Origin of the sequence: Streptomyces sp. NPDC006798, assembly GCF_040635975.1 — a bacterium.
Lineage (GTDB): Bacteria > Actinomycetota > Actinomycetes > Streptomycetales > Streptomycetaceae > Streptomyces.
In genome coordinates this window covers 159,148-175,627 of sequence record NZ_JBEYIS010000004.1, presented here as the reverse complement: position 1 = coordinate 175,627, position 16,480 = coordinate 159,148, and the positions used below count along the sequence as shown (strand labels likewise).

15 protein-coding genes and 2 tRNA genes are annotated in these 16,480 nt (G+C 71.8%); 9 read left to right on the top strand and 8 right to left on the bottom strand.

Annotated elements, in window-relative coordinates; genetic code table 11:
• Nucleotides 1-136: 136 nt before the first annotated feature.
• Nucleotides 137-778, top strand: coding sequence for a DsbA family protein (locus ABZ714_RS04210; protein WP_358823581.1), 642 nt, complete (start codon nucleotides 137-139; stop codon nucleotides 776-778).
• 161 nt (nucleotides 779-939) lie between these two features.
• Here the strand turns inward: ABZ714_RS04210 and ABZ714_RS04205 are convergent, their stop codons facing one another.
• The 3 genes from ABZ714_RS04205 to ABZ714_RS04195 all read right to left on the bottom strand — a co-directional run bounded on the left by ABZ714_RS04205 (nucleotide 940) and on the right by ABZ714_RS04195 (nucleotide 4,590).
• The gene (locus ABZ714_RS04205; protein ID WP_358823580.1) at nucleotides 940-1,575 is read right to left on the bottom strand and encodes a superoxide dismutase; all 636 of its coding nucleotides are present in this window, start codon (nucleotides 1,573-1,575) and stop codon (nucleotides 940-942) included.
• A gap of 427 nt (nucleotides 1,576-2,002) precedes the next feature.
• The gene (locus ABZ714_RS04200; RefSeq protein WP_358823579.1) at nucleotides 2,003-2,998 is read right to left on the bottom strand and encodes a 2-hydroxyacid dehydrogenase; all 996 of its coding nucleotides are present in this window, start codon (nucleotides 2,996-2,998) and stop codon (nucleotides 2,003-2,005) included.
• A 134-nt stretch (nucleotides 2,999-3,132) separates the two neighbouring features.
• Complete coding sequence (locus tag ABZ714_RS04195; protein ID WP_358823578.1) at nucleotides 3,133-4,590, bottom strand: amino acid permease; 1,458 nt, start codon at nucleotides 4,588-4,590, stop codon at nucleotides 3,133-3,135.
• A 509-nt stretch (nucleotides 4,591-5,099) separates the two neighbouring features.
• Here ABZ714_RS04195 and ABZ714_RS04190 point away from each other — a divergent pair.
• The 3 genes from ABZ714_RS04190 (at nucleotide 5,100) to ABZ714_RS04180 (ending at nucleotide 7,272) form a co-directional block, all read left to right on the top strand.
• The gene (locus ABZ714_RS04190) at nucleotides 5,100-5,684 is read left to right on the top strand and encodes a biotin transporter BioY (RefSeq protein WP_358823577.1); all 585 of its coding nucleotides are present in this window, start codon (nucleotides 5,100-5,102) and stop codon (nucleotides 5,682-5,684) included.
• A 152-nt stretch (nucleotides 5,685-5,836) separates the two neighbouring features.
• Entirely contained in the window at nucleotides 5,837-6,325 is a 489-nt protein-coding gene (locus ABZ714_RS04185) for a ribose-5-phosphate isomerase (protein ID WP_358823576.1), read from the top strand.
• Nucleotides 6,326-6,447: 122 nt separating this feature from the next.
• The gene (locus ABZ714_RS04180) at nucleotides 6,448-7,272 is read left to right on the top strand and encodes a DNA-formamidopyrimidine glycosylase family protein (RefSeq protein WP_358823575.1); all 825 of its coding nucleotides are present in this window, start codon (nucleotides 6,448-6,450) and stop codon (nucleotides 7,270-7,272) included.
• A gap of 76 nt (nucleotides 7,273-7,348) precedes the next feature.
• On the opposite strand, the gene ABZ714_RS04175 is transcribed toward ABZ714_RS04180, so the two are convergent.
• Nucleotides 7,349-8,581, bottom strand: coding sequence for a GNAT family N-acetyltransferase (locus ABZ714_RS04175; RefSeq protein ID WP_358823574.1), 1,233 nt, complete (start codon nucleotides 8,579-8,581; stop codon nucleotides 7,349-7,351).
• 199 nt (nucleotides 8,582-8,780) lie between these two features.
• Between ABZ714_RS04175 and ABZ714_RS04170 the strand changes: the two genes are divergently transcribed.
• The 3 genes from ABZ714_RS04170 to ABZ714_RS04160 all read left to right on the top strand — a co-directional run bounded on the left by ABZ714_RS04170 (nucleotide 8,781) and on the right by ABZ714_RS04160 (nucleotide 12,837).
• A complete protein-coding gene (locus tag ABZ714_RS04170; RefSeq protein WP_358823573.1) occupies nucleotides 8,781-9,926 on the top strand; it encodes a PP2C family protein-serine/threonine phosphatase in 1,146 nt (381 codons plus the stop codon).
• Between the two features lie 459 nt (nucleotides 9,927-10,385).
• Entirely contained in the window at nucleotides 10,386-10,715 is a 330-nt protein-coding gene (locus ABZ714_RS04165; RefSeq protein ID WP_358823572.1) for a YciI family protein, read from the top strand.
• A gap of 52 nt (nucleotides 10,716-10,767) precedes the next feature.
• Nucleotides 10,768-12,837 carry a DUF6596 domain-containing protein gene (locus ABZ714_RS04160; protein ID WP_358823571.1) on the top strand — a complete coding sequence of 690 codons (2,070 nt, stop codon included), beginning with the start codon at nucleotides 10,768-10,770 and terminating at the stop codon, nucleotides 12,835-12,837.
• A gap of 141 nt (nucleotides 12,838-12,978) precedes the next feature.
• Here ABZ714_RS04160 and ABZ714_RS04155 read toward each other — a convergent pair whose 3' ends face one another.
• The 3 genes from ABZ714_RS04155 to ABZ714_RS04145 all read right to left on the bottom strand — a co-directional run bounded on the left by ABZ714_RS04155 (nucleotide 12,979) and on the right by ABZ714_RS04145 (nucleotide 15,374).
• Nucleotides 12,979-13,377 carry a peptidase inhibitor family I36 protein gene (locus ABZ714_RS04155; RefSeq protein ID WP_358823570.1) on the bottom strand — a complete coding sequence of 133 codons (399 nt, stop codon included), beginning with the start codon at nucleotides 13,375-13,377 and terminating at the stop codon, nucleotides 12,979-12,981.
• A gap of 199 nt (nucleotides 13,378-13,576) precedes the next feature.
• On the bottom strand, nucleotides 13,577-14,731 hold the full coding sequence (locus ABZ714_RS04150) for a cation:proton antiporter (protein WP_358823569.1): 1,155 nt from the start codon (nucleotides 14,729-14,731) through the stop codon (nucleotides 13,577-13,579).
• Between the two features lie 247 nt (nucleotides 14,732-14,978).
• Nucleotides 14,979-15,374, bottom strand: a complete 396-nt coding sequence (locus tag ABZ714_RS04145; RefSeq protein ID WP_358823568.1) for a nuclear transport factor 2 family protein — start codon at nucleotides 15,372-15,374, stop codon at nucleotides 14,979-14,981.
• Between the two features lie 292 nt (nucleotides 15,375-15,666).
• Between ABZ714_RS04145 and ABZ714_RS04140 the strand changes: the two genes are divergently transcribed.
• Entirely contained in the window at nucleotides 15,667-15,861 is a 195-nt protein-coding gene (locus ABZ714_RS04140; protein WP_358823567.1) for a hypothetical protein, read from the top strand.
• Between the two features lie 147 nt (nucleotides 15,862-16,008).
• Here ABZ714_RS04140 and ABZ714_RS04135 read toward each other — a convergent pair.
• A tRNA-Gly gene (locus ABZ714_RS04135) sits at nucleotides 16,009-16,079 on the bottom strand.
• 227 nt (nucleotides 16,080-16,306) lie between these two features.
• Between ABZ714_RS04135 and ABZ714_RS04130 the strand changes: the two genes are divergently transcribed.
• A tRNA-Pro gene (locus ABZ714_RS04130) sits at nucleotides 16,307-16,383 on the top strand.
• Nucleotides 16,384-16,480: the final 97 nt, after the last annotated feature.

The window sequence follows — 16,480 nt, the reverse complement described above, 5'->3', positions numbered from 1 at the left end:
TGTCTCGGTCCAACGGCCCGATCCTCCCATGCGCCCGAACCGGCGGTACCGGGGGGAATCGGCCGGTCACCGACCTTGTTGTCGCCGTGGACGGCAGCACCGCGCGCGAAGCGCCGGTCCCTGGTGAGGAGAGACGATGTCCGACAACGGCAGAACGCCCGCCGACTTCTGGTTCGACCCCCTCTGCCCCTGGGCGTGGATGACCTCCCGCTGGATCCTGGAGGTGGAGAAGGTCCGGAATATCGAGGTCCGCTGGCATGTGATGAGCCTCGCCGTGCTCAACGAGGACAAACTGGACGAGCTGCCGGAGGAGTACCAGGAGGCCCTGAAGGACGCCTGGGCGTCCGTACGGGTGGTCACCGCCGCCCGCGCCCAGCACGGCGAGGAGGTCGTCGGCCCGCTCTACACCGCCCTCGGCACCCGCTTCCACAACGAGGGCCGGGGCGCCACCCGGGACGCGATCGCCGACGCGCTCAAGGACACCGGGCTCCCCGCGAAGCTGCTGGAGTACGCCGACAGCGACACCTACGACGCCGAGGTCCGCGCCTCCCACCAGGAAGGCATCGACAAGGTCGGCCAGGACGTCGGCACCCCCGTGATCGCCGTCCCCGGCGCCGACGGCGAGCAGATCGCCTTCTTCGGCCCCGTGGTCACCCCCGCGCCGAAGGGCGAGGCGGCGGCCCGGCTCTGGGACGGCACCCTGCTGGTGGCCTCGACCCCCGGCTTCTACGAGATCAAGCGCACCCGGACGGCCGACCCGGACTTCTCCAACCTCTGACCGGCGGCAGCCCGGGCCCCGGGCGCACGGAAGGGCCCCCGCGAGTCATGTCCTCGCGGGGGCCCTCCGTCGTTCCGTCCGCACGTGAAAGGTGAGAAGACGATCACGAGCAGGACGTTCTTCGCGTACGACCGGGACGGTCCCACCCGGCCGTACCCCGGTCACGGGGCGATGAGCGGGGTACGCCCCTTCGCCTCGGTGTAGCGCTTGGCGACGTCCTGCCAGTTGACGACCTGCCACATGGCCTCGATGAAGTCCACCTTCTGGTTCTTGTACTGAAGGTAGAAGGCGTGCTCCCAGGCGTCGAAGACCAGGATCGGCACCGAGCCCTGGCCGACATTGCCCTGGTGGTCGTAGATCTGCTCCACGATCAGCCGACCGCTGACCGGCTCGTACGCCAGCACGCCCCAGCCGGAGCCCTGCGTGGTCGCGGACGCCTTCGTCAGCTGCGCCTTGAACTTCGCGAACGAACCGAAGGACTCGGCGACGGCGTCCGCCAGCTCGCCCACACCGTCCTTGTCCAGCGGCTCGCCGCCGCCGTCACCGGTCATGTTGTGCCAGTAGATGCTGTGCAGGATGTGCCCCGAGAGATGGAACGCGAGGTTCTTCTCCAGCCCGTTGATCGCACCCCAGGCGTCCTTGTCCCGCGCCTCCGCGAGCTGCTCCAGGGTGTCGTTGGCGCCCTTGACGTAAGCCGCGTGGTGCTTGTCGTGGTGCAGCTCGATGATCTCCGGGCTGATGACCGGCGCGAGCTCGGCGTAGTCGTAGGGGAGTTCGGGAAGTGTGTAGACGGTCATGGTGTCCGGTCCCTCCGGGTGCTGCCTATTGCACATCTTATGCATCTGCACGTTAGCAGCAGAAAAGGCCGCGGCCGGATCATGCGTTGGTCCTAGGACTTCCGTGCCGGGTCGCCTTCCGCTGTGGAGTCCGTGGGGTCTCAGGCGCCCGCGCCGGGGTAGCCCCTCCCGCCCGAGGGGCGATGCCGAGGAGGGCGTCTGGGGGCGCGGGGAACTGCGCGACAAGCCACGGACGGCGGTCCGTCCGCACACCTCGGCACCGCCACGGCGCGGCCCGGAAACTCGCCGTAGACATGACTGTCGTTCGCCGGGCGCACCCCGTCCGTGGCCGTTCGCGCAGTTCCCCGCGCCCCTGAGGCGCATGCCTGGCCCGCGCCCGAGAAGGGCGGTGCCCGGTCAGGCGGCGGGCGCCGGAAGGTGAGGACCCCTAGAGCGCGCGCAGCGCGTACGCGCGGATCTGGGTCGCGATGAACGCCGCCGCCTTCCGCGCCACCTCCCGGCTCGCCCCGCCCACATGCGGGGTGAGTACCAGGTTCGGGGTGGAGAAGAGCCGGCTGCCCGGTCTCGGCGGCTCCTCCTCGTAGACGTCGAGCGCCGCCGCCGCGAGCCGCCCGCTGTCGAGCGCTTCGCAGAGCGCCTCGGTGTCCACGAGCCCCCCGCGGGCGGTGTTCACCAGGACGGAGCCGCGTGGCATCAGGGACAGTTCATGGGCGCCGATCATGCCCCGGGTCTCGGGGGTGAGCCGGGCGTGCAGGGTGATGACGCGGCAGCGGCGGAGCATGGCTTCGAGGGAGGGTGCCCGCATGCCGTGGACGTCGCCCCGGACGTACGGGTCGTAGATGTCGACGGTCGAGCCGAAGGCGCCGAGTACCCGGGCGACCCGGCTGCCGACGGCCCCGTAGCCGATGACGCCGACCGACGCGTCCTCCAGTTCGGTGCCGCTCTGTTCGTAGGTGTAGGAGGAGCCGTCCCAGTGGCCCTTCGCGGTGAGCGAGTTGTGCGCCTCGGGGATGCGCCGGAGCGCCGACAGCATCAGGCCGAGGGTGAACTCCGCGGTCGCCGCCGCGTTGCGGCCGGGCGCGCAGACCACACGGATGCCGCGCGCCTCGGCCGCGGCGACATTGACGTTGACGGGCCAGCTGCGGCAGACCGCGATCATCCGGAGGGCGGGTGCCGCGTCGAGGACCCGTTCGGTGAACGGCGCCATCTGGGTGACGCAGACCTCGATCCCGTCGAGGGCCGCGATCAGCGCGTCCTCGGCGTCGCTGGCCTCCTCCACCTCGCCGACGGGCCCGAAGGGTTCCAGCGGCCAGGGGAGGGTCAGCTCGGTCAGGTCGAGCGCCGCGTCGGGCAGGTCGCGTCTGAGGGCTTCGGCGATCAGGGAGTTGCGGACGAAGTGGTCTCCCGCAGCCAGGACTCTCATGCGTCGCCTCCGCGTGTGCGGGCGCGGGGGGGTCGGCCGGCTCCCTCGTCGTCCCGGCCCCCCGGCCGCCCGACCGTCCACCGATGTGTCGATCCGTCGATGGCATCCGAGCTTGGAACCGCGGGCGCGGAGCGTCAATCGTTCGCGCGTACCTTTCGCTCGGTGCTTGCGAGTCGCTGCCGTGCGTAGCCGACGGCGGCGAGGGCGGCCACCAGTCCGCCGGTGTAGTAGAGCTGGGTCCTGGTCTCGGGCTCACGGGCCATCAGGACGAAGACGGTCGCCATCGCGGCCAGCGCCAGCCAGGTCAGATAGGGGTAGGCCCACATCCGGACGACGAGCCGTTCGGGCGTCTCGCGTTCGGTGCGGCGGCGGAGCACCAGCTGGGAGACGGCGATGAAGATCCAGACGACCAGGATGATGGCGCCGATCATCTTCAGCAGCCACATGAAGACGTCGTCGGGCCGCCAGTAGCTGAGCAGGACGCAGCCGAAGCCGAAGACGGAGGAGACGACGACGGCGATCCTGGGCACCTGTCCGAAGGTCCGGCCGATGACGGCGGGGCCCTGGCCGCGGGCGACGAGGGAGCAGGCCATCCGGGACGCGCCGTAGATATTGGCGTTCATCGCGGAGAGCAGGGCGATCAGTACGACGACGTTCATGATCTGGTCGGCGCCGGGGATGCCGAGGTGGTCGAGGGTGGCGACGTAGGGGCCCTTGGTGACCACATCGGGGTCGTCCCAGGGGACGAGGGTGACGATGACGGCCATGGAGCCGATGTAGAAGACGGCGATCCGCCACATCGCGGTACGGACCGCCTTGGCGACGCCCTGGACGGGGTGCTCGGACTCGGCGGCGGCGATGGAGACGGTCTCCAGACCGCCGTAGGCGAAGACGGATGCGAGCAGTCCGACGATCAGTCCGTCCACGCCGTGCGGCATGAAGCCGCCGTCGCCGAAGAGGTTGCTGGTGCCGGGGGCGTCGGTGTCGGGCAGGGCGCCGACGATGGCGAGTCCGCCGATGACCAGGAAGAGGACGATCGCCCCGACCTTCAATGCGGCGAACCAGAACTCGAACTCTCCGAAATTCTTCACGGCCGCGAGGTTCGTCGCACAGAAGACGACCATGAAGAGGGCGACCCAGGCCCATTCCGGGGTGCCCGGCAGCCAGCTCGTCATGATCTTCGCGGCGCCGATGCCCTCCAGGCCGACGGCGACGCAGAGCAGGAACCAGAAGGCCCAGCCGGAGGTGAATCCGGCCCAGGGGCCGATCGCCCGTTCGGCGTGGACGGAGAAGGAGCCGGAGGCCGGGTTGGCCGCCGACAGTTCGCCCAGCATCCGCATCACCAGCATCACGAGCAGCCCGGAGACGGCGTACGCGACGACGATGGAGGGACCGGCGGCGGCGATGCCCGCACCGGAGCCGACGAAGAGCCCGGCGCCGATCACCCCGCCGAGGGCGATCATCGACAGATGGCGCTGCTTGAGCCCGTGGGAGAGGGCGATATCGGTGGAGCGGCGTTCACCGCCGTCCGGGCTGCCGCCCGGCGGCCCGGGGGACTCCGTGTGCTCGGCGGAAGCTGAGGTACGGGACATGGGACGCCCTCTTCGCTAGCGGTTCGGCCGACGGCGCGGCCGGGAGGCCGGGGGAGTGGTGCCGTCGTCGGTAAAGGGCCACAGTCTGAGTGGCGTAACCGCCCAGGGGGAACGGTTGTCCGCTATACGGTCACGAGGCTCACACATCGTATCCATGTCTCTACCCGCGGGTAATGAGGCGGTCAGGGCTCCGGCGCCCGGAAGGCGTCCCCGCGGTCTTTGGAGAGACCCTACAGAGCGCCCCCCGTCGCGCCGACGCGCCCCCTCCCCGCTTCGCGCGTGATCAGCGTCACGTCCCGCCTCAGGTGTGAGGGAGTCTTTGTGGACTCCCCATGAAACGCTCGGGTCCGCCTTTGTCAGCCGCTGATGGTGTAGGCGCCACCGGCCGTGGGCTACCGTCGGCCTGTTCCCGACTTCCCGGGCCGGTACGGCGCCGGACCGGCCCTCCTCTTTACTGCTGTTGCCCCTTTTCGCCTTACCCCCTTTCCTTTGAATCCCGCGGAGTCCCGATGAGCACTGCCACCGTCATTTCCCGTCCCGGCGTGGTCCTCGCGGACCTGCTGCCCGCCTCCCGCACCCGTGACATCGCGCTCGTCGCGGGCGGTGCCGTACTCACCGGGCTCGCCGCCCAGATAGCCGTCCCCGTGCCCGGCTCCCCGGTGCCCGTCTCCGGCCAGACCTTCGCCGCACTGCTCGTCGGGACCGCCCTCGGCACCCGCCGGGGTCTGCTCTCCCTCGCGCTCTACGCCGTCGCGGGCGTCGCCGGGATGCCCTGGTTCGCCGAGGGCCAGTCCGGCTGGGGCATGCCCTCCTTCGGCTACATCCTCGGCATGCTGCTGGCCGCCGGGGTCGTCGGCGCCCTGGCCCGGCGCGGCGCCGACCGCTCGGTGTGGCGTACGGCGGGCGCGATGGCGATCGGCTCGGCGATCATCTACGCCGTCGGTGTCCCCTATCTCGCGCTGGCCACCGGCATGACGCTCACCCAGGCCGTCGCCGCCGGACTCACCCCGTTCCTGATCGGCGACGCGGTGAAGGCGGCCCTGGCGATGGGCGCGCTGCCCGCCGCCTGGAAGCTCGTCGGCCGCAAGGGCTGACAACTCCCCCGGCCCCGGCCGGGGTCCGGTGACCGCGGAGGCTCCCCGGGGCGTACCACCCCCGCCGGGGGAGCCTCTCGTGCTTCCCGCGGTCGTCCACAGGTCCGGGCCCTGCGACGGTCCGGCGGCCGGGGCCGTGCCACACTCGGACCATGCGCGTGTACCTCGGTTCCGACCATGCCGGATACGAACTCAAGAACCACCTCGTCGAGTGGCTCACGGCCCAGGGCCACGAGCCCGTCGACTGCGGCCCCCATATCTACGACGCCCTCGACGACTACCCCCCGTTCTGCCTGCGCGCCGCCGAGCGCGTCGCCGCCGACGCCGACAGCCTCGGCATCGTCATCGGCGGCTCCGGCAACGGCGAGCAGATCGCCGCGAACAAGGTGAAGGGCGTCCGGGCGGCGCTGGCCTGGAGCGAGCAGACCGCCGCCCTCGGCCGTGAGCACAACAACGCCAACGTCGTCGCCGTCGGCGCCCGGATGCACTCGCAGGACGAGGCCGTGAAGTTCGTCGAGATCTTCCTGTCCACGCCGTACTCGGGCGAGGACCGGCACACCCGCCGGATCGAGATGCTCAGCGCCTACGAGACGACGGGCGAGCTGCCCCCGATCCCCGAGGGCCACCCCCGGCAGCCGTGACCCCCGCGGGCGGCCCTGCCGGGACACGGCCGCCCGCACCGTCCCTCTCGTCGCTTCCCGTTGCTTGTCGTCGCTTCTCGTCGTTCTCGTCCTTCGCCTACTTCTCGTTCCAGGAGCCGTACGTGCCCGAGGGGCATACGATCCACCGGCTCGCCGCCGACCACCGGGAGCGGTTCGCCGCCCGGCCGGTCCGGGTGAGCAGCCCGCAGGGCAAGTTCTCCGACTCCGCCGCCCTCCTCGACGGGCAGCCGGTGACCGGGACCGAGGCCCACGGCAAGCACCTCTTCCTCGGCTTCGGGGCCCAGGGCTGGATCCATGTCCACCTCGGACTCTTCGGCCGGGTCGACTTCGGTACACCCCCGCTCCGGCCGCCCCTGGACACGGTCCGGCTGCGGCTGGCCAACGACGACGCGTACATGGATCTGCGCGGCCCGACGACCTGCGCCCTGATCACCGACGCGGAGAAGACCGCGATACACGACCGGCTGGGCCCGGACCCGCTGCGCCCGCCCGGCGATCCGCTCTCCGGCGACCCGGACACCGCCTTCGCCCGGATCAGCCGCTCCCGGACCACGATCGCCGCCCTGCTCCTGGACCAGAAGATCATCGCCGGGGTCGGCAACGTCTACCGCGCCGAGGTCCTGTTCCGGCACGGGATCGACCCCTACCGCACCGGCCGTGAGCTTCGGCGGGCCGAATGGGACGCGATCTGGGCCGATCTGGTGGCGCTGATGCGGCAGGGCGTACGCCACAACCGCATCGACACCGTACGGCCCGAGCACACCCCGGAGGCGATGGGCCGCCCGCCGCGCGTGGACGACCACGGCGGCGAGGTCTATGTCTACCGCCGGGCGAACCTCCCCTGCCTGATCTGTACGACCCCGGTCCGTACGGCGGACCTCGCCGCCCGCAACCTCTTCTGGTGCCCCACCTGCCAGCCGGCTTGAGGCGCCCGGGCCCGGGCCTTCGTACCGTGCCCGGCGCCCCTCCCGGCCGCCGGGGGTATCGCACCGTACGGCGGGATCAGAAGTCGTGCGGATACCAGGGGGCGGTCTCCGAGCCGAACGCCGCCGAAGCCGCCGCGAGCGCCCCGGGCCGTACCTCCCGGACCACTCCCGCCGCCGCCAGCGACGTCAGGGTCACCCCGCCGAGATGGGCCGCGCCCAGCGCCCGTACCGGCAGGGCGAGATCGGCCGGATCGGCCGTCCGCTCGCAGACCGCGCCCGACGCGTCGGCCGTCAGCCGCCACCGGCCGGTGTTCCAGCCGCAGAACGCGTCCTCGACGTCGATCACCACATCCACCGGGGACCGGTAGCCGCGGGCCGTCAGCGCCGCGCCCACCTCGACCAGCCGGACATGGAGCCCGTCCCACTGCCGCAGCCCGCACCGCCGCAGGTCCGAGACCAGATGCAGCAGCGGATCGTCCACCGGCAGGCTGGGCTTGGTGAGCGTCGACGTCAGATCGATCCCGAAGAGGTACCGCCAGAGCGCCGCGCGGGACGCCGGATCGTCCGCATGGAGATCCTGGACCTCGACCGAACCGGCGGGCCCCGACTCGTCCCACCGCGACCGGTTCCGGTAGCGGGCGTAACCGGTGACCTCGCCGTCCCGCTCCGCGAGTACACAGAGCAGCGGCGCCGACGAATCGCGGTCGAAGACCTGGACGGGCGCCCAGCCGGGCGACCGGGCGATCATGCCGGGCCTGGTGGGCACCGCCCGCGCGTAGACCGCCTCGCAGGCGGTGACCGTCGCCTCGTCGGCGACCGGCGCCGACCGTATCCCGACCGCCTCCGTGCCCTCGGGCAGCGGACCCAGCCGGACCCGCGCGGTATCGATCTCCAGCCGGAACTGGCGGCTGGCCGCGCCGTAGCCGTACCGGCCGTAGATCGCCGGTTCCGAGGCGGTCAGTACGGCCAGCGCCTCGCCCCGCTCCCGCAGATCGTCCAGCTGACGCCGCATCATCGCGGTGAGGATCCCCCGCCGCCGGTGGGTCGCGGCGACACTCACCATCGTCACCCCGGCGGCCGGGGCGAGCCGCCCGCCCGGCATGGTCACATCGAACCGGAAGGAGGCCGCCGTCCCGGCGAACAGTTCGCCGTCCCGGGCGGCGATCGACCGGCCGGGATCGCTGATCGCGCGGATCAGCTCCCGGTGCTCCGGCGCCTTGGTCCCACTGCCCCCGAAAGCGTTCTCCAGGACGCCGTACCACTCGTCCCAATCCGTCGCGGACAGCACATGAAGCTCAGTTGAGGTCATACGGCCATCCCTACCTCAGAAGACCCTTTGCAACCAGCGACTTTTCCGTTGCCTCAGCGGTCTCGCGAGCCCCGGGAGTGTGTCCTGTCATATGCCATGATGATCGGGCGATATGTCGACAGTGCGATCCGATTTCGAACGCATTGTCTGAGGGGTCCCCCTGCACGAACGGCTGATGGATCGATAGGGTCACACGACAATGGCCCAGAAGAAGGCGGCGGAATCGATGCGGGCCCGGATGCGCAAAGCCGTGCACCGGGTCCGAGTCGCGTTGCGCAAGTCCGCCGTCGACTACTTCCGCGGCGACGGCTCCGACACCATCGCCCTCGCCGGGCTGCTGCTCACCGTCCCGCTGCTGACCTGGGGCACGACCCTCGACTCCGAATGGATCTCACCCGCCGCGCTGGTCCTGCCGATCGTCGCGGGCGCGCTCGTCCTGCGCCCCGCCAGCCTGCTGGGCCTCTACGCGGCCTGCGCGGGCGGTCTGATCGTGGAGAGCGCCGCCCTCGGCCACTACACCGAAGGGCCTGGCAGGGTCACCCCGGGCATCGTGCTCGTCGTCGCCGCCTGCGGCTTCTTCGGCCTGCTGATCGCCCAGTTCCGGGCCCGGGTCGGGGTGCCCTGGCGGCGCGGCGGCACCATGCTCTTCGACCTGCGCGAACGCATCCGGGTCCAGAGCGCCCTGCCCCGGCTCCCCAAGGGCTGGCACCGAGAGATGGCGCTCCGCCCGGCCGGAGGCCAGTCCTTCTCCGGCGATTTCGTCGTCGCCGCCCGCACCAACGGCGGCCGGACCCTGGAGGTCGTCCTCACCGACGTCTCCGGCAAGGGCATGGACGCGGCCTCCCGGGCACTGCTGCTCTCCGGCGCCTTCGGCGGACTCCTCGGATCGCTGCCCCCGCACGGCTTCCTCCCCGCCGCCAACGGCTATCTGCTCCGCCAGGACTGGGACGAGGGCTTCGCCACCTCCGTCCACCTCGTCCTCGACCTGGACTCCGGCGACTTCGAGCTGTACTCGGCGGGCCACCTCCCGGCCCTCCAGCTCAACGCGGGCAGCGGCGTCTGGGAGGAGAAGGGCGCGGAGGGCCCGCTGCTCGGGGTCTACGACGGCGCGCAGTTCGACCCCGTGAAGGGCGCGCTCCGCCCCGGCGACGTCCTGATGCTCTTCACCGACGGCCTGGTCGAGGCGCCGGGCCGCGACCTCGGCGAGGGCATGGACCGCCTCACCGGCGAGGCGGACCGCTATGTCCAGGCGGGCTTCGAGGGCGCTGCGTGGCATCTCATCGAGGCGGTCGCGAAGGACGTCAACGACGACCGCGCACTCCTCCTCCTCTGCCGCGCCGCGTGATCTTCTACCCGGGGCGGCTCCCTCGGGGACTCCAGCGCCCCTGAAGCTCCGGAGCCAGGCACCTGGAGTTCCGGCTCAGCCTTGCGGAGGGCCCGGGGCGCAGGTGCCCAGGGGGCGTGGGGAACCGCGCGATCAGCCACGGGCGGTGTGGGGCCGGGCCCTCCGCAGATGCGTCTACGGCGGGTTGCCGTCGCTCCGGAGGCGGTCGCGTCCGCGGGGTCGCGGCGGTCTTCGGTCTGCGGACCGTGCGTGGCTGTTCGCGCGGTTCCGCCCCCCATGCCTTCGGCGATGGGGGACCCCCGGCGCCCCTGAGGCCTCCGGTCCGGCCCCTCGGACGCCGAAGAGGCTGTGAGACGGGGAATGGCGCCATTCCCTGTCGCATAGGCTCTTCGACGTCCGGTCGAGAGCACGGCGGATCCCACGCCGGGCCCGGCACACCCGAGTGAGAGCGAGAGCGCGATGCGATACCTGTTGACGACCCGGGTCACGGACACCACCCCCGCCCCCGACGAGCGGCTCTTCGCCGAGATGGCGGCCTTCGTGGAGGAGTTGACCGCGTCCGGTGTACTGCTGGCCACCGGCGGTCTGGCGCCCGAGGGCGTCCGCCTCACCTCGTCCGGCGACGAGATCACCGTCACCGACGGGCCCTTCACGGAGGCCAAGGAGGCCGTCGCGGGCTTCGCCCTGGTCGAGGTACGCAGCAAGGAGGAGGCGATCGAACTGGGCCGCAGGTTCCGCCGGATCGTCGGTGACGGCGAGAGCGTGATCCAGCAGGTCTTCGGCGGCTGACCCGCCCCCGGACGGACCGAAGAGAGCCTCGGCGGAAACGGAGCGTGTCCCGGTGACCGATGTCCACGCCGCGGTCGGCGCGGTCTGGAAGACGGAGTCCGCGCGGATCGTCGCCGGGCTCACCCGGCTCGTCCACGATGTCGGCCTGGCCGAGGAGTTGGCCCAGGACGCCCTGGTGGCGGCTCTGGAGCGATGGCCCGATTCGGGCGTCCCGGAGAATCCGGGCGCCTGGCTCACGGCCGTCGCCCGCCGCCGCGCCGTCGACACGATCCGCCGCGCCCGGACCCTGGCGGAGAAGCAGGGGCACCTCGCCCACGAGGCCCGGGAGCGGCGGCGCGAAGACATCACCGCCTCGGACACACCCGCCCGGGACGACGACAACGACAACGACGACAACGACAACGACAACGACAACGACAACGACGACGACGGTGGCGGCGAGGGCAGTCAGGACGACGTCCTGCGGCTGATGTTCCTCACCTGTCACCCCCTGCTCCCCACCCCCGCCCGGGTCGCCCTCACCCTCCGCCTCGTCGGCGGGCTGACGAACGCCGAGATCGCCCGCGCCTTCCTCACCACCGAGACCGTGATCGCCCGCCGGGTCGCCGACGCCAAACGCGCCGTCGCCGAGGCGGGCGTCCCGTTCGAACTGCCGCCGGACGGCGAGCTGACCGAACGCTTCTCCGCCGTACTGGAGGTCGTCTATCTGATCTTCAACGAGGGATACGCGGCCACCGCGGGCGACGATCTGCTGCGCCCCGGGCTCACCTTGGAGGCGCTCAGGATCGGCCGGCTGCTGGCCCGGCTCGCCCCCGCCGAACCCGAGGTCCACGGGCTGGTCGCCCTGATGGAGATTCAGGAGTCCCGGGCCGCCGCCAGGACCGGGCCGTCGGGGGAGCCCGTACCCCTGCACGAACAGAACCGGGGCCGCTGGGACCCGCTGCTGATCCGCCGGGGTTTCGCCGCGATGCTCCGGGCCCGCGACACCGCCGGGACCCGCGACACACCCCCGGGGCCGTACGTCCTCCAGGCCGCGATCGCCGTCACCCACGCCCAGGCGCCCACCGCCGACGCCACCGACTGGGCCGGGATCGCCGGGCTGTACGACGGCCTGGTCCGGCTGCTGCCCACCCCGGTCGTCCGGCTCAACCGGGCCGTCGCCGTCGGCCGGGCCCGGGGGCCCGCGGCCGGTCTCGGCCTCGTCGACGAACTCGCCGCCGACCCGGCCCTGCGCGACTACCACCTGCTGCCGGGGGTACGCGGCGATCTGCTGGTCCGGCTCGGCCGGTACGGGGAGGCCCGGCTGGAGTTCGAACGTGCCGCCGGACTGACCGCCAACACCGCCGAACGGGCCTTCCTGCGCCGCCGGGCCGCCGCGGCCGCGCTCGCCGACGCCCACACCGGGCCACCCGGATCCGGGCCTGACACCGACCCGGGCCCGGTACTCGGCCCCGCCGCCGACGCGTTCCTGGCCGGGGACGGACTCGACCCGGCGAGCGTCCGTTCGTACACCCAGACCCTGACCCGGCTGCGCCGCGCCCTCGGCGACGGGTATCCACTGGGCTCGCTCACCGCCGGGACCGTCGCCCGGGTCTTCGACACCGCCTGGTCCACGGCCGCGCCCGCCACCTGGAACCGGCACCGCTCGGCGTTCCGCTCCTTCGCCGCCTGGGTACCGCTGGATCCGGCGGTCGCCGGCGGGCCGCCCCGGCGGGCCGGAGCACCCGCCCCGGTCCGCCCGATCGCCGCCGCCCGACTCGACGCGCTCTGGGCCCGTACCGACGTCGCACCGCGCGAGCGGGTCCTGTGGCGGCTGTTGTACGAGTCGGGGGCGCCGGTCACCGCCGTGCTCGCCCTCGACGTGGCGGCACTCGACCTCGACGACCGCCGGGCCCGGTCGGGGCGGTACCTGATCACCTGGCGGGCCGGGACCGCCCGGCTGCTGCCCGAGCTGATCGGGGACCGTACCGAAGGGCCCCTCTTCCGTACGCTCCGCAGGTCCGGGGGCGCGCCCGCCCGGCTCAGCTACGAGCGGGCCGAATACCTCTTCAAACAGGCGACCCGGGCGCTGGACCCGGACGGCGAGGGCTGGACTCTGCGCAGACTGGCCCGCTCGGAGTGATCCGGGCCGGGCGGCCATGGGCCGGGGGCATGCCGAAGGAGCCGGGCCGTCTCCGGCCCGGCCCCTCACCGGCTTGCCCTCAGCACCTCCTCCACGGCGTCCGGTGTCCCGTGCCACGAAGCGCCACGGCCGGAGTCCGGCTCAGCACTGCACGGACGACGCCTGGTCGTTCTCGCTGGGGAGGACGTTCACGCGGTAGCCGTTGTACTGGACGTGGCGGTCGCCGCCCCGGTAGGCGTGCACCCACCAGTTGCAGGTGACACCGGAGTCGTTGGACCACGACGACATCTGGTCGTTGAAGCCGTAGTCCCCGAGGAAGCCGATGTAGTCACCGGCCTTGATCGCGATGCCACCCCCCGTGAAGTTGACATCGCGGTACAGACAGAGGCTGTTGGATGGGCAGTTGGACCCCGAGAAGTGCACCGGAGCCGCGGCGACCGGGGCGGACGGCGCGGCCGGGGCCGCGGCGGTCGCGGTCGGGGCGGCGGCGAGCCCCGCGGTCAGTGCTGCTGCGGCGGCGAGCAGGGCGAAGCGGCGCATGGAAACCTCCTGGTTTGCGATGGAGAGCCGGGCTTTTCCGGCACCGGGGAAACGATGTCCATGCCCCGAATCCCCCAACCCCGGCGGTCACCCGGATGGCCCGGGCGCGCGGGAGCGCGGGAGGTGCCGCCGTACGTGACAGAGCGCGGCGTCCCCCTGGGGGTGACCGCCGCGCTCCGTAGCGTTGTTGACCGGGTCGCTACCCGATGCCCGCGGGCTCGCGGGACGGCATGATCCGGGCGAGCAGTCCGGAGCGGCCCGCCGCCAGCGGACCGAGGACCGCCAGGATCAGCACATAGCCCGCGATGAACGGGGAGAGCCGGTCGTCGAGTCCGGCGCCCGCCGCCATGGTGGCGAGGATCAGGGCGAACTCCCCGCGCGCCAGCAGCGTCGTGGAGATGTTCGCGGCCGGACCGGGCCCGAAGTCGTACATCCGCGCGGCGGCTATGCCGGCCAGTACGTTCATCGCCAGCGTCACCGCGACCGCGGCCAGTACCGGCCAGAGGACGACCGGCAGGTCGCCCGGGTCGATGGAGAGGCCGAAGGCGAAGAAGAAGATGGCGCCGAAGGCGTCCCGCAGCGGATGGACCAGCTTGCGGATCCGGTCGCCGGAGGTGGTGCTGCCGAGCATCAGGCCGACCATGAACGCGCCGATGGCGTCCGCGACCCCGAACCACTCGGAGACTCCGGCGAGGAAGACGGCGGCACCGAGGAAGGAGATGACGAGCAGTTCGTCGTCCTTGGTGTCGATGAGCCGTCCCACGACCCGGGTGCCGAACCGGGCCGCCAGCGCCAGCAGCAGCAGGAAGCCGAACGCCTTGCCGGCGTCCATCACGGCGGCCGAGAGGCTGTCGGCGCCGGAGAGTATCGGCTGGAGCGCGGCGAGGTAGAGGGCGAGGAAGATGTCCTCGACCACGATGATGCCGAGGATCGGTTTGGTCTCGGGGTCGCCGATCCGCCCGAGGTCGACCAGGACCTTCGTCACGATCGCGGACGAGGAGATACCGAGGACACCGGCGAGTACCAGCGCCTCCGACGTGCCCCAGCCCAGGGCGAAGCCGAAACCGAGCCCGGCGCCGACGTTCAGCAGGAGGTAGGCGCCTCCGGCCGTCGCCATCCGCCGGCCACCTGCCTTGAGGTCGTCGAGATGGAACTCCAGGCCGAGGTAGAACAGCAGGAGCACCAGGCCGAGGGCGGAGAGCATCTCCAGGTCGTGCGGGTCGGAGACCAGGACGAAGCCGGGGGTGTGCGGTCCGAGCAGGATCCCGGCCAGGATGAACAGGGGAATCGTGGGCAGCCCTATCCGGCCGCCGAGCCGGGCGAGGAAGGCGGCAGCCAGGAAGGCGCCGCCCATGGCGATGAGGGTGTCTGCGTGTCCGATGGCTCAATCCTTCGCGGTTGAGTCGGCCACCGGATGACGGGGGACGGGGCGGCCGACTGGGGACGAGTCAAAAGGGCGTCAAGGAACCGTCAGTAATTAGTTTACCAAATGATTGATGTTCGCAACTATGTACGTTCGTAGCGCCCCGGACTCCGTTACGGCGTCGCCCTGTTGACCCGCCCCCGCCCCCGCGAGGGCGTCCCCGGTGTCGCCCCGAGGCTCAGGGCGCGGACCGGGTACGGCTGAAGACATACGCCTCCCGCATCCGGCCGTCCGGGTCGAACCGCCCGAAGAAGCCCACGTCGCTGGTGGTGTCGCCCTTACGGCCCGTGGTGTGCAGGGTGTACCGGGCGGTCAGCAGATCGCCCCGGGCGAGGGCCTCGTGCACCTCCACCCTCGTACCGGCGGCGTTCCTGCGCACCGGGCGCAGATGGGCGGCCAGCTTCTCCCGGTCGATCCGGTTGCCGTCGACGTACTGGACGAAGCCCGGCGCGTGGAACCGGTCCACGATCGCGCCGGGATCGTCGTCGGTGCCGAGGATCTGCCGGGTGAACTCCGTATAGAAGTCGGCGATGAACCGCCCCGGGTCGTCCCCGAACGGGGTGGCGCTGGTCATGATCGGTCTCCTCCCGGCCGGGGCCGCCCGTACGGCGGCCCTCGTCCGGCGGACGCTAGGCAGCCACCCGAACATTGACAAGACTGTCAAATTTAATCCCCGGGGTGCCCCGCCCCGATCCCGGATCCCGGCCGCCGGACCGATGGATTCCGCTGAGGGACGAATCATGGGCTTCCCGGCATACATCGCGTTCCCGGTGGCACGATCCCGGGCAGACGCGGGCCGGGCCGTGCCATCGGGAACGGCCCCGCCTCCGGGTCCGCGAGACGGAACGACCGAGAGTGTGAACACCGTGGCCATTTCCCTGTCCCTGGTCCTGCTGATGGGCATCGTCCTCGTTCTGCTGATCCGCTCGGGATCGCTCAAAACGGGACCGGCCGTCGCGGCCGTCCTCTTCGGCTTCTTCCTCGCCTCGTCGGGCGTCGCCCCCGACATCCGCAGATTCCTCGACTCACTGGCCGACGGCATCAGCGGCATCACCTTCTGAACCGTCCGGACGCCCCGCGCTCGCGGGGGCGCCCGGCGCCCGACCGGCGCACCGGGAGCGCTCCGGGGCGTCCCGGGCGCTACCACGCCCAACAACAGCGAGAGGCCCGTGGCCGGTTCGTAAACCGGCCACGGGCCTCCGCGACGGAGCGGGCGACGGGAATCGAACCCGCGTAGCCAGTTTGGAAGACTGGGGCTCTACCATTGAGCTACGCCCGCGAGCACCGTCGAACGGTGCCGGTGCCGCAGGTCCGCGGCACGAGGAGCATCGTAGCGGGTCCCGGGCGCCCCCCGCACACCCGTATCCCCGCCGGGCGTCCGCCGGGCATCGGGTCCGGGCCGCCGCGGAGCGTTCGATCACCCCCGTGCGCCCGTGCGCCCTCCCCGTGCACGCGATAACCAGCGGCCACCCTGCCTGCGAACATGTACCCTACGTGTCGCACCGACGGGGTGTGGCGCAGCTTGGTAGCGCGTCCGCTTTGGGAGCGGAAGGTCGTCGGTTCGAATCCGGCCACCCCGACCACCGTCTCCGGCGCCCCGCAAGATCGCGTTGTGGGGCGCATCCTGCATACAGCTACTATGCAAACTGCGTGCCCGCGTGTCCGAACACGGGCGAGGGC

What these genes read in the sequence shown, in the direction of transcription:
- ABZ714_RS04205 (WP_358823580.1), bottom strand. Translation starts at nt 1,575, where the DNA reads ATGACCGTCTACACACTTCCCGAACTCCCCTACGACTACGCCGAGCTC.
- ABZ714_RS04185 (WP_358823576.1), top strand. Translation starts at nt 5,837, where the DNA reads ATGCGCGTGTACCTCGGTTCCGACCATGCCGGATACGAACTCAAGAAC.
- ABZ714_RS04155 (WP_358823570.1), bottom strand. Translation starts at nt 13,377, where the DNA reads ATGCGCCGCTTCGCCCTGCTCGCCGCCGCAGCAGCACTGACCGCGGGG.
- ABZ714_RS04150 (WP_358823569.1), bottom strand. Translation starts at nt 14,731, where the DNA reads ATGGGCGGCGCCTTCCTGGCTGCCGCCTTCCTCGCCCGGCTCGGCGGC.
- ABZ714_RS04200 (WP_358823579.1), bottom strand. Translation starts at nt 2,998, where the DNA reads ATGAGAGTCCTGGCTGCGGGAGACCACTTCGTCCGCAACTCCCTGATC.
- ABZ714_RS04210 (WP_358823581.1), top strand. Translation starts at nt 137, where the DNA reads ATGTCCGACAACGGCAGAACGCCCGCCGACTTCTGGTTCGACCCCCTC.
- ABZ714_RS04195 (WP_358823578.1), bottom strand. Translation starts at nt 4,590, where the DNA reads ATGTCCCGTACCTCAGCTTCCGCCGAGCACACGGAGTCCCCCGGGCCG.
- ABZ714_RS04165 (WP_358823572.1), top strand. Translation starts at nt 10,386, where the DNA reads ATGCGATACCTGTTGACGACCCGGGTCACGGACACCACCCCCGCCCCC.
- ABZ714_RS04190 (WP_358823577.1), top strand. Translation starts at nt 5,100, where the DNA reads ATGAGCACTGCCACCGTCATTTCCCGTCCCGGCGTGGTCCTCGCGGAC.
- ABZ714_RS04175 (WP_358823574.1), bottom strand. Translation starts at nt 8,581, where the DNA reads ATGACCTCAACTGAGCTTCATGTGCTGTCCGCGACGGATTGGGACGAG.
- ABZ714_RS04145 (WP_358823568.1), bottom strand. Translation starts at nt 15,374, where the DNA reads ATGACCAGCGCCACCCCGTTCGGGGACGACCCGGGGCGGTTCATCGCC.
- ABZ714_RS04170 (WP_358823573.1), top strand. Translation starts at nt 8,781, where the DNA reads ATGGCCCAGAAGAAGGCGGCGGAATCGATGCGGGCCCGGATGCGCAAA.